Annotated in this window: 14 protein-coding genes; 8 read left to right on the top strand and 6 right to left on the bottom strand. The window is 71.1% G+C overall.

The features are described from left to right. Positions 1–12 precede the first annotated feature (12 nt). Together KDK95_RS09080 and KDK95_RS09085 are read right to left on the bottom strand one after the other, a co-directional pair. Positions 13–714, bottom strand: a complete 702-nt coding sequence (locus KDK95_RS09080) for a TIGR00266 family protein (protein WP_212517606.1) — start codon at positions 712–714, stop codon at positions 13–15. An 83-nt stretch (positions 715–797) separates the two neighbouring features. Continuing rightward, positions 798–2,900 carry a putative Ig domain-containing protein gene (locus KDK95_RS09085; RefSeq protein WP_212517607.1) on the bottom strand — a complete coding sequence of 701 codons (2,103 nt, stop codon included), beginning with the start codon at positions 2,898–2,900 and terminating at the stop codon, positions 798–800. A 367-nt stretch (positions 2,901–3,267) separates the two neighbouring features. Between KDK95_RS09085 and KDK95_RS09090 the strand changes: the two genes are divergently transcribed. The 4 genes from KDK95_RS09090 (at position 3,268) to KDK95_RS09105 (ending at position 6,718) form a co-directional block, all read left to right on the top strand. Then, entirely contained in the window at positions 3,268–3,849 is a 582-nt protein-coding gene (locus tag KDK95_RS09090) for a DoxX family protein (RefSeq protein WP_212517608.1), read from the top strand. Between the two features lie 549 nt (positions 3,850–4,398). Further along, entirely contained in the window at positions 4,399–4,794 is a 396-nt protein-coding gene (locus tag KDK95_RS09095) for a GntR family transcriptional regulator (protein ID WP_372463293.1), read from the top strand. Positions 4,795–4,799: 5 nt separating this feature from the next. Then, entirely contained in the window at positions 4,800–5,708 is a 909-nt protein-coding gene (locus KDK95_RS09100; protein ID WP_212517610.1) for an ABC transporter ATP-binding protein, read from the top strand. Beyond that, the gene (locus KDK95_RS09105) at positions 5,705–6,718 is read left to right on the top strand and encodes an ABC transporter permease (protein ID WP_212517611.1); all 1,014 of its coding nucleotides are present in this window, start codon (positions 5,705–5,707) and stop codon (positions 6,716–6,718) included. The genes KDK95_RS09100 and KDK95_RS09105 overlap by 4 nt, the downstream gene beginning before the upstream one ends. A gap of 80 nt (positions 6,719–6,798) precedes the next feature. Here the strand turns inward: KDK95_RS09105 and KDK95_RS09110 are convergent, their stop codons facing one another. After that, positions 6,799–7,437, bottom strand: a complete 639-nt coding sequence (locus KDK95_RS09110; protein WP_212517612.1) for a hypothetical protein — start codon at positions 7,435–7,437, stop codon at positions 6,799–6,801. A 136-nt stretch (positions 7,438–7,573) separates the two neighbouring features. On the opposite strand from KDK95_RS09110, the gene KDK95_RS09115 reads away from it, so the two are divergent. Genes KDK95_RS09115 through KDK95_RS09125 form a run of 3 tightly spaced genes read left to right on the top strand, consistent with a single transcriptional unit; the run spans position 7,574 to position 10,241 of the window. Continuing rightward, positions 7,574–8,776, top strand: a complete 1,203-nt coding sequence (locus tag KDK95_RS09115; RefSeq protein WP_212517613.1) for a lysylphosphatidylglycerol synthase transmembrane domain-containing protein — start codon at positions 7,574–7,576, stop codon at positions 8,774–8,776. A gap of 7 nt (positions 8,777–8,783) precedes the next feature. Beyond that, positions 8,784–9,335: a hypothetical protein gene (locus KDK95_RS09120; protein ID WP_212517614.1), complete on the top strand. Its 552-nt coding sequence runs from the start codon at positions 8,784–8,786 to the stop codon at positions 9,333–9,335. Positions 9,336–9,395: 60 nt separating this feature from the next. After that, positions 9,396–10,241: a TIGR03560 family F420-dependent LLM class oxidoreductase gene (locus KDK95_RS09125; RefSeq protein ID WP_212517615.1), complete on the top strand. Its 846-nt coding sequence runs from the start codon at positions 9,396–9,398 to the stop codon at positions 10,239–10,241. Between the two features lie 46 nt (positions 10,242–10,287). Here the strand turns inward: KDK95_RS09125 and KDK95_RS09130 are convergent, their stop codons facing one another. Genes KDK95_RS09130 through KDK95_RS35680 form a run of 3 tightly spaced genes read right to left on the bottom strand, consistent with a single transcriptional unit; the run spans position 10,288 to position 11,953 of the window. Beyond that, positions 10,288–11,139, bottom strand: a complete 852-nt coding sequence (locus KDK95_RS09130; protein ID WP_212517616.1) for an NUDIX hydrolase — start codon at positions 11,137–11,139, stop codon at positions 10,288–10,290. Positions 11,140–11,142: 3 nt separating this feature from the next. Then, positions 11,143–11,670: a GNAT family N-acetyltransferase gene (locus KDK95_RS09135; RefSeq protein ID WP_307844289.1), complete on the bottom strand. Its 528-nt coding sequence runs from the start codon at positions 11,668–11,670 to the stop codon at positions 11,143–11,145. A 34-nt stretch (positions 11,671–11,704) separates the two neighbouring features. Further along, positions 11,705–11,953: a hypothetical protein gene (locus tag KDK95_RS35680; RefSeq protein WP_249160726.1), complete on the bottom strand. Its 249-nt coding sequence runs from the start codon at positions 11,951–11,953 to the stop codon at positions 11,705–11,707. A 240-nt stretch (positions 11,954–12,193) separates the two neighbouring features. Here KDK95_RS35680 and KDK95_RS09140 point away from each other — a divergent pair. Then, the coding region (locus KDK95_RS09140) for an NAD-dependent epimerase/dehydratase family protein (RefSeq protein ID WP_212517618.1) at positions 12,194–12,912 on the top strand (719 nt) is incomplete at its 3' end.

Below are 12,912 nucleotides of genomic sequence, written 5' to 3' on the forward strand. Positions count from 1 at the left end.
TGTACGCCGGCTTCAGTTCGAGGAGGGGCGCGGCAGGTAGGGGTACACGGCGTGCGCCAGCAGCGGGATCGGCATGGACTGCAGCCAGATCTCGCCGGGACCGGTCAGCGCGACCAGGTGCAGTCCGTTGTCGCCGAACAGTATGTTGCGCACACCCTGCAGCCGGGTGATCTGGAAGCTCACGCTCTCCTGGAACAGCCCCACGTGACCCGGGTGCACGAGCATCGTCTGACCTGGCGCCAGCTGATAGGTCGACACCTCGCCGGACAACTCGATCCACGCCTCGCCGTTGCCCTCCAGCCGCTGCAGCACGAAGCCCTCGCCGCCCCACAGCCCGGCGCCGAGGCCCGGAACCGAGGACGCCGTCGCCTGGATGCCCGGGGTGCCGCACAGGAAGCCGTGCCGGTGCACGTACAGGCCGCGGCCGGGTCCGACCTGCATCGGCAGGATCTCACCGGGGACCTTCGTGGCGAACGCGATCATGCCGGGCCCGGAGCCCTGCGCCTGATACTGCGTCTGGAAGAAGCTGCCGCCCCCGATGGCGCGCTTGACCGCCGAGAGGAAGCCGCCGCCGCCCCGGCCGCCGGTGGTCTGCGACAGGGTGATGTTCGGCGACATCCATGACAGCTCGCCGTGCGTGGAGATGACCGATTCCCCGGGGTTCAACGTGATCTCGAGGACCGGTAGCGTCGTGCCCTTGATGGTCGTCTGCATAGCAGGCAGCGTACACATCCGCGCTCTTCACGGATGTGTACGCCGCCCCGGCACGTCGGCTCGCTAGCCGGCGTTCAGCGCGCTCAGTTGACGTTCACCGCGTTGTCGTCGTCCACGAACGAGGTCTGCAGGGAGGAGTCCTCGGACCCGGTGAACTTGAGGGTGACGGTCTGACCGATGTACGAGTTCAGACTGTAGGAGTGCTGGGCGTAGCCGGAGTTGTGGTCGAGGTTGGAGAACGTCGCGAGCGTCGCCACGACCGTGCCGCCGGAGTTGAGCACCTGGACCTTGAGCGTGTCGAAGGCCGTGGTGGTGGTCGTCTCCGAGGTGTCGATGTGCAGCCAGAACGAGAACGTCGCCTTGACGCACGTCGACGGGATGGTCACCTTCTGCGCCAGGGTGTCCGTGTGGGTCGTGCCGTAGCCGTCGAGCCAGGCGTCGTAGCTGCCCGAGTGCGCCGGCTCGCTCGACGAGCTGTTGAGCACGTTGGCGGTCGAGGACCAGGGGCTGATACTGCCGCTCTCGAAGCCCGGATTGCCGAGAAGCTGCGCCGCGGTGCACCCGCCGCCGCCCGAGCTGGAGCTGATCGTCCAGCTGAACGTCGCCGACCCGGACGCCCCGGTCGTGTCGGTGGCGGTGACCGTCACGCTCGAGGTGGCGGCGGTGGTCGGGGTGCCGGAGATCAGGCCGCTGCTGCTGATCGACAGGCCGGCCGGCAGGCCGGTGGCGCTGTAGCTGAGCGTCTGCCCCGAGGCCGAGTCGGTCGCCGAGACCTGCAGCGAGACTGCCGTGCCGACGGTCCCGGTCTGGCTGCCGGGGTTCGTCACGGTGACGGTGTTGCCGCCGCTGCTCGTGCCGGTCTGCAGGCCGGCGATGCCGTTCGGGGTGCCGATGCCGGTCGGGCCGTCGTAGCCGGTCTCCGCGGTGCACAGGTAGGCAGGGCTGCACGAGCCGTCGTTGCCCGAGGTGACGTCGTAGAAGTTGCCGGTGTGGGTGTAGACGTCGTCCGCCGGGTTCGCGCCCGCGTTGCCCGCCAGCGCGTACATCGCGGCCACCATCGGCGAGGAGGCGCTGGTGCCGCCGACCTCGTTCCAGCCGGAGTTGCCGTTGGACGTGTCGTAGACCGCGACGCCCGTCGCCGGGTCGGCGTCCGCCGCCACATCGTTGTCGATGCGCCCGGAGCAGCCGCTCAGGCCGAGCGCGGTCTGCCAGGACGGCTGCGACTCGTACGACGAGCAGCCGGATCCGGTGCCCTCGGAGCCCGTCGTGGTGTTCCACACCGACTCGGTCCAGCCGCGAGAGTTCGAGGCCGTCTTCAGCGCGGTGCCGCCGACCGAGACCACCTTCGGCGAGGTCGCCGGGTAGCTCACGCCGTAGTCCGAGTCGCCCGCGGACACCGTGGTCACGATGCCCGACGCGTGGGTGAAGTACGAGGAGTCGTACGACGTGTCGGTGGACGAGTCGCTGCCGCCCCACGAGTTGGAGATGTAGCCGGCCAGGCTCGCCGCGGCGTTGTTCGCCACGTACAGGCCGTCGCTGCTGTCGTCGTTCGCCTCAACCAGCACGATGTTGCAGAGCGGGCACATGGCCGAGGCCATGTCCAGGTCGAGCGATTCCTCCACGGTCCAGTCGTCCCCGGAGGGCGGCGCCGAAGGCAGCGGGGAGGTGGCGCCGTTCTGGTTCACCTTCTTGAAACTGGGCACCGCGGGCAGGCCGGCGGCCGAGCGGTACGCGGCCAGGTCGCTGGCGGCGTTCGCGTCGTCGTACGCGTCGACGATGGCGATGGTCCGGCCGGAGCCGTCCGAGGCCGACGCGGAGGTCATGTTGTACGCCGCCTGCAGCTGCGAGGGCCCGTAGCCGTAGCCGGACGGGATCGCGTTCGGCGACGCGGCCGCGGAAACCGGGTGGATGCCGTCGCGGCGCAGCGCGAAGCACGCCTTCTTGGTGGCCGTGATCTTGGCGGAGCAGACGTTCTTCGCGCCGGAGTTCGCGGCGCTCGCCGCGGGCTGCGCGGCGTGCGCGGAGCCGGCCGCCTCGTTGGCGATCATCCGCTGGGCGGCGGAGAGCGCGGGGTGGGTGCTCGAGGCGGCGGTGGCCGCCGCCGTGCTGCTCAGCGCGAGTGCGCCGCCGAGCGCGACGGCGGTGACAACGCGTGCCGGAGCACGCAGCCGGTCGGTGAGTCTCACTGCGGGTGTTCCCCTCTCGGATCAGCGGCAGGACCCGGTTCTCGGGCGCGCGGGATCGCCGCGGCCCGAAGGGAGTGGGTGGATCCGGCCGTGTTGTGGTGTCAGGGTTCTCACGTACGGGAGGAGCGTGGGTGGCGGAAGCCGGGCCGACCGACCGGTCGTTCCGGCGCCGTGCTGCCAGGAAACGTAGCGCCGGGGTACTGGAGGGTCAACGGATTCTGTAGAGGTTCTTGTCAAAAACTTCATGAAGATCTCAGGGAACACTCAGAATCCGCGGGTGCACGAACGGCCCAGCCGGGCTGCGCGATGCGCCCCGTGCGGCGCAGGATGGCGGTAAGGGGCGATGTCGAGAGGCAGGGAGCGGATCATGGCGGGACGAGCGAAGAGGCAGGCCTCCTGCACGTGCAGCCGGGACGTCGGCCTGCTGCTGATGCGCCTCGGGATCGGCGGGGTGCTGATGGCGCACGGCGTGCAGAAGCTGTTCGGCCTGTTCGGCGGCGGCGGGGTCGAGGGGACCGCGGCGGCGATGGAGTCGATGGGCTTCGAGCCGGGCCGGGAGAGCGCGATCGCGGCCGGCGTCGGCGAGACCGGCGGCGGCGCGCTGCTCGCACTCGGCCTGGCCACGCCCGCCGCGGGCGCGGCGGCGGCCGGCACGATGGCCGCGGCGGCATCGGTGAACTGGGAGAAGGGCCTGTTCGCGATGCGCGGCGGCTACGAGCTGCCGCTGCTGATAGGGCTCGGCGCGGCCGGCCTCGGGTTGACCGGCGCGGGCACGCTCTCCCTGGACGACGCGACCGGCCACGTCCTCGACCGCCCCTGGCTCGCCGCCGCCGCGTTCGTCGGCACCGCGGGCGTGGCCACCGCCGTGATCGCGCGGCGCAACCAGGTGCTCGCCCGCCGCGCCGACGCGGCGGCCGCGGACGCCGAGGACTCCGCCCCGGCCGAGTGACCCGCCGCGGTCCCAGGCGGCGCGGAGGTCTGCGCTGTGGTCCGCGGGGATTTCTGCGCTGAGGTCCGCGCTGTGGTGCGCGTTGGGGTCCGGGCAGCGATCTGTGCGGGGGTCTGTGCTGTGGTCCGCGGGGATTTCTGCACTGAGGTCCGCGCGGAATTCTGCGCTGGGGCCTGCACTGAGCTCCGCGGCGGTCTGCGCTGTGGTCCGCGCAGAGTTCTGCCCAGCGGTCTGCACTGTGGTCCGCGCGGCGGTCTGCCCAGCGGTCTGCACTGAGGTCCGCGCGGAATTCTGCGCTGGGGTCTGCGCTGAGGTCCGCGGCGGTCTGCACTGAGGTCTGCCCGGCGGTGTGCACCGTGGTCCGCGCAAGGTTCTGTGCTGTGGTCTGCACTCTGGTCCGCGGCTGTAGTCCGCGCTGCGGTCCGCGCGCCGTGCGTTGGCTAGTCTCGGTAATCCCAGTTCAGGGGCCTGTCAGTCCGAGAGGGCTTGACAGGCCCCTCTGTCGCGTCCAGGCTGTCTTACTGTCGTAAGACAATAGGAGAAGTGCTCGTGATCGAGTTCGTGCTGGACGGCCGCTCCCAGGTCGCCACCTACATGCAGCTGGTCCTCCAGGTGAAGCAGGCGCTGCGCGTCGGCCTGGTTCGGCCGGGCGACCAGCTGCCCCGGGTGCGCGACGTGGCCCAGCAGCTGGCCATCAATCCCAACACCGTGCTCAAGGCGTACCGGGAGTTGCGGCTCGAGGGCCTGACCGAGGGGCGGCCCGGCGGCGGCACCTTCCTGGTCGGCACGCTCGCCGGGCCCTCGCTCGGCAGCCAGGCCGAGCTGCGCGACGAGCTCGTGGGCTGGCTCGGCAGGGCACGGTCCGCCGGCCTGACCCGCGAGGATATCACGGCCCTGATCGAAACCACCGTACGCTCCACCTTCGACGGAACCGAGGGGAACTGAACGCCATGACAGATGACACCGCGCTGCAGGTCGCGGGCCTGGGAAAGCGCTACGGGCGCACCTGGGCGCTCCGGGACTGCAGCCTGCGGCTGCCGATCGGGCGGATCGCCGCGCTGGTCGGCCCGAACGGGGCCGGCAAGACGACGCTGCTGCACCTGGCCGTCGGCCTGCTGCGGCCGGACGAGGGCGAGGCGCGGGTGTTCGGCCGCGACCCGCGCGCCGGTCGCGAAGCGCTGGCCGACATCGGCTTCGTCGCCCAGGACACGCCGCTCTACCGCGACTTCAGCGCCGCCGAGCTGGTCAAGCTCGGCGGAAAGCTCAACCGCACCTGGGACGCGGCGCTCGCGCACGAGCGGCTCTCCCGCCTCGACATCCCGACCGGCCGCGCGGTCGGCAAGCTCTCCGGCGGACAGCGCGCCCAGGTGGCGCTCGCGCTCGCGCTGGCCAAGCGGCCCAGGCTGCTGCTGCTCGACGAGCCGATCGCGAGCCTGGACCCGTTGGCCAGGCACGAGTTCATGCAGACGCTGATGGGCGCGGTCAGCGAGACGGACACCACCGTGCTGCTCTCCTCGCATCTGCTCGCCGACCTTGAGCGCGCCTGCGACTTTCTGATCGTGCTGCAGAAGGCGCACGTGCAGCTGAGCGGGGACGTGGACGACCTGCTGGCCCGGCACAGGACCCTGATCGGCCCGCGGGAGAGCGAGGCGAGCGCGCTCGCCGGCACCTTCGCGGTCATCCGGGCCAGCCGGACCGACCGGCAGTCGACGCTGCTGGTGCGGCTGCCCGGCGCGATGCCGGCGCTCGCCGAGGGCTGGCGCGCGCAGGACGTGAACTTGGAAGACCTCGTACTCGCGTATCTGACGGCGGGTTCCGAGGCGCGGACGCAGACCCAGGGGGAGTTGGCGGCGAAATGATCTGGTTGACCTGGCGGCAGCACCGCAAGCAGCTGCTCTACACCCTCGTCGCCCTGGCGGTCGCGGCCGCCGTGCTCGTGCCCACCGGCCTGTCCATGCACCACGACTACGTGGACTCGGGCCTCGCCGCCTGCATCGCGGCGGCCGGCACCGGCCAGACCATCGGCCAGAACGTCGGGGACTGCGGCCGGCTCGCCAACGCGTTCTCCCAGCACTACAACGGCCTGGCCTTCGTCGGGATCCTGTTCGTGCTCTTCCCTGTCTTCGTCGGGATCTTCTTCGGCGCCCCGCTCGTCGCGCAGGAGTTCGAGCGCGGCACGCACCGCTTCGTCTGGACGCAGGGCGTGAGCCGGCTGCGCTGGGCGGTGGCCAAATTCGGCCTCATCGGGCTGGTCGCGCTCGCCATCGGCGTGCTCTACGCCTGGGGCGTCGGCTGGTGGGCGGCGCCGCTGCTCTCCCAGGGCAGCGGACGGATGAACTACCTGTCCTTCGACATCCAGGGCGTGGTCCCGGTCGCCTACACGCTCTTCGCGGTGGCGCTCGGCGTCTTCCTCGGGGTGTACACGCGCAAGGTGCTCCCGGCGATGGGCGTCACGGTCGCCGGCTTCGTCGCCGTGCGAGCCGTGGTCGAATGGGTGGCGCGCAAGCACTACCTCGGTCCCGAGTCGATCAAGCTCCCGATCGCCAGCACCGACCAGCTCAACTCGTACGCGGGCGACTGGATCTACTCGAACTCCGTCATCAGCGCCACCGGCAAGACCTTGATCGCGGACGGTCAGCTGCAGTGCTCGGGCGGCAACGTCACCAGCCTGATGACCAGTGGCACCGGGGGCATGGATGTGGGGGCCAACCCGTGCGCGGACGCGGCCTACCAGGGGGCGTACAACCTGCAGCTGTACCAGGGCCCCGACCGCTTCTGGGACTTCCAGTGGATCGAGTCGGGCATCTTCCTCGCGCTCGCCGCGCTGCTGATCGGCTTCGCGATCGTCCGCCTGCGCCGGATCAGCTGAGCGGGCACGCTCCCGCGCACCCCGCGGGGCGCGCACGACCCGAGCCGTTTCCGCCGGTTCGGGTCTCGCGCATGCGGCGGTTACGTCGTCTGGGAGCCTGCCTGGGCGAGGCGGCGCCTCTTGACGGCCTTCTGAATCGAGCTCGGGTGCACACTCACCCCGAACTCGCGGTGCACGAGTGCGGCCAGCTCCTTCCAGCGCGGCCGTTCGCGCCCGGCGAGCTCGGCCTCGACCCGCGAGAGGATCTCGTCCGTCAGCTTCCGCTGCGCGCTCGCGCCGGTGAGCAGGGCCTTCGGCGGCGAGACCTCATCCTGGCCGGCAGCTGCCTCGGGGGATTGCGCGGCCTCCGGTTGCGCGGCCTGCGCCCCCTCGGCCGCGGCCTCCGGTTCGGCCACCGTTGCAGCTTCCTCCGGTTCGGCTACCGTCGCAGCCTCCGCCGCAGTTTCTGTCTCGGCGCCCGTATCGGCTTCCGCCGCGGCTTCCGTCTCGGCGCCCGCATCGGCCTCGTCCGCGGCCGGGCCGACGTCCAGCATCGCCAGCTCGGTCCGCCGCCGGTTCCGGCGCCGCACGGTCCGCTTGTGGTGCAGCAGCGTGAACCAGAGCACGATCAGGCCCAAGACCGCCCCGAGCACGACGATGAGCAGCAGCAACGCCCACTCGCCGGGTATGGCCCGCTCGCGCGTGCCCCATCCGTCTCCGCCGTACAACCACGAAATCACCTTTTGATCCTCGCCCGTGGCAGGTGACCCCGCAACCGGTCTCACACCCCGTCACACGCTCGCGCCCGCGTGTGCCGCAGCGCGCCCCGCCCCCCGATGTGTGCCCGGAACGATCTGCCACCCTAGACTCGCGAATGTGGCGCAGGCAGAGAGCGGGACCTCGGCGGACCAGCGGGCCAGGCGACGGCGGCAGCGGCTGACGCAGTTCATCGCACTCGCGGTCATCCTCGCCGTCTTCGGCTTCATCTTTCCGCGCATCGCCTCGTACAGCGCGGCGTGGGACGACGTGCGCTCGCTGACCGCGGGCTGGATCCTCGCGCTGATCGGCGTGACGGTGCTCAACCTGTTCACCGGCTGGTGGTTCATCACCACGTGTCTGCCGGGGCTGAGCCTGCCGCGCGCGGCCGCGATGAACCTCTCGTCCACGGCCGTCGCCAACACCGTGCCCGGCGGTGGCGCTCTCGCCCTCGGCGTGAGCTGGAACATGACCTCCGCCTGGGGCTTCGGGCTGGAGCAGTTCACGCTCTACACGCTCGTCTCCGGCCTGTGGAGCCAGTTCGCCAAGTTCGGAACGCCCGCCGTCGCGCTCGTCGCACTGGCCGCCGTCGGCAGCGCCAACCGCTCGCTCGTGCTCGCGGCCGTCCTCGGCACCGCCGTCTTCCTGGGCGCGCTCGGCGTGGTGATCTGGGCGCTGCACAGCGAGAACTTCATGACCGCTCTCGGGCGCTTCGCCCAGCGCGCCGCGACGAAGGTGATGGGCTGGTTCCACCGGCCGGGCCCGAAGGATCTCGAGGCGGCGTTCCTCGATTTCAAGCACAGCGCCGCGCAGCTGATCAAAACGCGCGGCTGGCTGATGAGCGTGTCCACCCTGACCAGCGACCTGACCGGCTGGTTCGTGCAGCTCGCCTGCCTGCGCGCCTGCGGCGTGACCGCGGCCGAGGTCTCCTGGGAGAAGTCGTTCGCGGGCTACGCGCTGATCCGGCTGCTCACCACGATCCCGATCACCCCCGGCGGCCTCGGCGTCACCGAGGTCGGGCTGACCGCGTACCTGGCCGCGGGCCTCGACGCCGCGCTCACCAACCGGATCGCCGCGGCGATCCTGCTCTCCCGCGCGCTGACGTTCATCGTCCCGATCCCGTTCGGCGCGATCAACTTCACCGTGTGGCGCTGGCTGCGCAGCAAGCGCGAGATCGCGCGCATCGACGAAGCGGCGCCGGGCGAGACCGCGTCGGGTCGGTCGGCGTCGAACGAGGCCACGTCGGGCGACGGCGCGTCAGCGGATGCCGAAAGCGAGGGCGTGATGCAGGCTGGAAGGGAGGGGGAACCGCCAAAGGAGTGAAGTCCCCATGGTTTCCTCGACCCGAAGGCTGCTCGGTCTGATCCTCGTGATCGCCGCCGCGGTGGTCGCCGTGTGGAGCGCGTTCGCGCCGTGGTACGGCGGCCGCAAGGGCACGAACATCCGCTTCCTGGATCTGTTCGACCACGGCCTCACCGTCGAGAGCGCGGCGACCATGACCTCACTGCTGCTCCCGATGCTGGTCAGCGCGGTGCTGGTGCTCGCCGGGATCCTCGTGTGGTGGCGCTGGCTGTGGACCCTCGCCGGCGCGGTCGCGATCGCCACCGTCGTCCTGTGGGGCGCGCGTCAGGCGCAGAACCCGAGCGGGCTGCACTCGGCGCTGGTGGGCGCCGGCCCGATCATGGCCGCGTGTGCGGGGACGGTGATGATCTTCGCGGCCTCGATCGCCACCGTCCGCGAGGGCCGGACCCGGCAGGAGCCCATCGGCCGGCTTTCCCCCGAATGGACACCCGCCCCGGCTACCCGGGTGGGTGACACGGAGGCCGCCGGTGAGCCGCGCGCCGAGGAGCGCACCCAGCCGCAGCAGAACAACTGGGACTGACTGGCTGGCTGGCTGACCGGCCGGGCTCCGCGGAGCCGGCCCGGCGTCGAGAATGCGTTCATGCGCTTCGGATTCAAGACCAGCCCGCAGAACACGTCCTGGTCCGCGATGCTCGACCTCTGGCGGGCCGCCGACGAGATCGAGATCTTCGAATCAGGCTGGACCTCGGACCACTTATACGTACAGCACGGCGCGGATCCCGCGGGCGGCCGCCTCGAAGGCTGGATCGTGCTGACCGCGCTCGCCCAGGCCACCCGGCGCCTGCGGCTCGGCACGCTCGTCACCGGAATCCCGTACCGGCACCCCGGCATCCTGGCCGCCATGGCGGCCACGCTCGACATCGTCTCGGGCGGCAGGCTCGAACTCGGCATCGGCGCCGGCTGGGACGAGGAGGAGGCGGGCGCCCACGGCCTCGCGCTCGGCTCGCCGCGCGTCCGCAGCGACCGCTTCGAGGAGGCCTGTCAGGTGCTCATCAGCCTGCTTTCACCCGATCAGCCCACCACCGACTTTCACGGCACCTACTACGACCTCACCAACGCACGCTGCGACGCTACGCCGATTCAGCGACCTCACCCGCCGGTCGTGATCGGCGGCAACGGTGAGAAGCGCACGCTGCGCACCGTCGCCCGCTACGCCCAGCACTGGAACTTCGAGGGCCCTGGGCCCGCGGCCTTCAGCCACAGCCGCGACGTCCTGTACCGGCACTGCGCCGCCGAGAAGCGCGATCCCGCCGAGATCACGCTCTCCGTACAAGTGCGCCACACGGGTGACGCGGTCGAGACGGCGGCGAACGCAGCCGCGTTCGGCGCTGCGGGTGCCGACCTCGCGATCATCTATCTGCCGCCGCCCTACGACGAGTCAATGCTGGCGCCGCTGGCCGCCGCGCTGTCCGACGTCGCGCACTGAGCAGGGCGTACCACGCGAGGCACACCGCGCCGTCAGCCGGCCATCGTCAGCCGGTCAAATCAATCGGCCAGACGAGCCAGAATCCGTCCGGCCGCTGCTCCACACCGGCGATGATCGGCATGAGCGAGCGGTCCGGGGCCGCCGCGAGTGCCGCCGCGGCGCTCGGGAACGCGGCGAGCTGACGGAGCGTCGTGATCGTCGGGGGAAGCATCGAGACCGTGCCCGCCGCGTGATCCGCGATGGCCTGGGCGGCGGACGTCCAGACGGTGGTGTCGGCCTCGCCCGACACGTCGCGCGCGTGCTGGCCCGGCGGCAGCGACGCGACGAAGAACGCCGTGTCGTAACGGCGCGGCTCGAATTCGGGCGTGACCCAGCGCGACCAGGCCCCGAGCAGGTCCGTACGCAGCACGAGTGAGCGACGCGTGAGCAGTTCGCTGAGCGAGAGTTCGCGGGTCTCCAGCGCGCGGCGATCCGCCTCCCACTCGTCGTCGGCGGTGGATTCGACGACTGACGTGGGGGAGGGCCCGGCGAACAGCACGCCGGTCTCCTCGAACAGCTCGCGCACCGCGGCGCAGACCAGGGCGCGGGCGTCGGCGGCCGAGCAGCCGAAGCGCGCGCCCCATTCCTCGGCTGACGGCCCGGCCCACGCCACGGACGCGTCCGAGTCACGCGGATCGACCCGGCCGCCGGGGAACGCGTAGCGGCCCCCGGCGAAGGACATCGTCGTGGCGCGCTTCAGGAGGTAGATCTCCGGCGCACCCGACGCGCCGTCAGCAGGCGGCCGCAGCAGGACGACGGTCGCGGCCAGCCGGGCCGGTTCGGGCGTCAGCCGTCCGGCCAGGAACTCGGCGATCCGGTCCGACCACTCCGGCAGCGCCGGAAAATCCGCACTTCCCACTGCTCACTCACTCAGTTCCGGCACGGACACGTCGGCCCATGCGATGCGCAGCTTGGCCGGGGTGCCGGCCAGCCTGCCCGTGGTCCCAGGCGGTGCCGTGACCAGCGTCTTCTCGACGCACGCGCCGCCCATCGACGCATAGAACCGCTGCGCGCTCAGGTTCTGTTCCAGCACCCACAGATACATCCGGGAGTGGTCCGCCGCCCGATCGGCCACCACGGCGGCGGCCTTGCGCAGCAGCACCCGGCCCAGCCCCGATCGCTGCCGATCATGCCGCACGTGCAGGTTGTCGACAAGGCTGCCCCAGCGAGCGTCGTCGTCGAGGGCCACGTGCACGAACGCGGCCAGGCCGTTCCCATCGTCTACGACGAGCGTCCCGCTGTGACCCGGCGCCGACATCCGCGCAGTCCACACCGCAAGCCGGTCGGACAGGATGTCGCCGTCCAGGTACGCGTCCGAGTAGGCGCCCCGATAGAACCGCCGCCAGCTGTCCGCGTGCAGCAGCGCGATCTGCTCGGCATCGTCGGCCACGGCCGTGCGCACTTCCAACGCCACGTTCGCCCTCTCAGTCGGTCGCCGGATCGGCGGCCGGCCGCAGCAGGCTGAGCGAGAACCTGATCTCGTCCGCCAGCACCGCCGCGGCGCGGTCCGAATCGCCGTCGCGCATGGCCTCGACCAGGCCCGCATGCGCGGCGTGCCCGATGTTCTCATCGCCGCGGGCGATCAAGCGACAGGTTTCGACGATGCCCTCGCGCAGCGCGGGCACGAACTGGTCGAACAGGTCGGTCAGCACCGCAGCCTGCTCGACGAGCAAGCTGGGCCGCAGCGAACGGAGACTCACGCCCCAGTTCTACCACCGGCCGTTCAGACCGCCGGCGGCAGTTCGCCGACGTCGTCCAGCGAGCGACGGACGAGCACGGGGGCGAGCTGGCGCCGGCGGACCTGTACGCACTCTTCCGTGATACCTATGGTGACCAAGGCTTGCCGCGAAGCTGCGACGGCCGCGTGGTAGGCCGGGAACAGGCCTCCTGAACACAGGGGAGTGGGAGCTGCCATGCGAGTTCTGGTTGCGGGGGCGACGGGAGCGATTGGCCGCCTGCTGGTGCCGATGTTGCTGGCGGACGGTCATGAGGTCGCCGGCACGTCTCGTTCGGCCGAAGGAGTGAAGGCGGTCGACGCCCGAGGCGCCCGCGGCATCCAGATGGACGCCCTCGACGCCGAATCGGTGAACGCCGCGTTCCAGGCCTACCGCCCCGAGATCATCGTCCACCAGCTCACTGCCCTCGGCGAGCGCGACTTCGCCGCCAACTCCCGCCTCCGCATCGAGGGCACGCGTCACCTGGCTGACGCCGCCCTCGAAGTCGGCGCGCGAAAGATGGTCGCGCAGTCGATCTCGTGGGTGTACGAAGCCGGAGACACCCCCGCCGCCGAGACCGTCCCACTCGACGAATCCCCGGAACGCTCCCGCATGATGGCCGGCGTCAAGGCCCTCGAAGCCGAATCCGCCCGCCTGCCCGAGCACGTGGTCCTGCGCTACGGCCTCCTCTACGGTCCCGGCACCTGGCACGAGCGCGGCGGCTACGTAGCCCGGCAACTCCGCGAACACGCCATCACCGCGAACGACGGCGTCTCCTCCTTCATCCACGTGGAAGATGCCGCCCGCGCCGCGGTGGCAGCACTCGAATGGCCCAACGCCACCGTCAACATCGTCGACGACGACCCCGCTCCCTCCCGCGAATGGCTCACCGCCCTAGCCGCCGCCTTCGGCGAGCC

This window comes from Actinospica acidithermotolerans (assembly GCF_018139625.1).
In the GTDB taxonomy this organism is placed as follows: Bacteria; Actinomycetota; Actinomycetes; order Streptomycetales; family Catenulisporaceae; genus Actinospica; species Actinospica acidithermotolerans.

Excerpts from the sequence above, each read along its gene's own strand:
- KDK95_RS09080 (WP_212517606.1), bottom strand. The coding sequence starts at position 714 with ATGCAGACGACCATCAAGGGCACGACGCTACCGGTCCTCGAGATCACG.
- KDK95_RS09120 (WP_212517614.1), top strand. The coding sequence starts at position 8,784 with ATGGTTTCCTCGACCCGAAGGCTGCTCGGTCTGATCCTCGTGATCGCC.
- KDK95_RS09090 (WP_212517608.1), top strand. The coding sequence starts at position 3,268 with ATGGCGGGACGAGCGAAGAGGCAGGCCTCCTGCACGTGCAGCCGGGAC.
- KDK95_RS09125 (WP_212517615.1), top strand. The coding sequence starts at position 9,396 with ATGCGCTTCGGATTCAAGACCAGCCCGCAGAACACGTCCTGGTCCGCG.
- KDK95_RS09100 (WP_212517610.1), top strand. The coding sequence starts at position 4,800 with ATGACAGATGACACCGCGCTGCAGGTCGCGGGCCTGGGAAAGCGCTAC.
- KDK95_RS09105 (WP_212517611.1), top strand. The coding sequence starts at position 5,705 with ATGATCTGGTTGACCTGGCGGCAGCACCGCAAGCAGCTGCTCTACACC.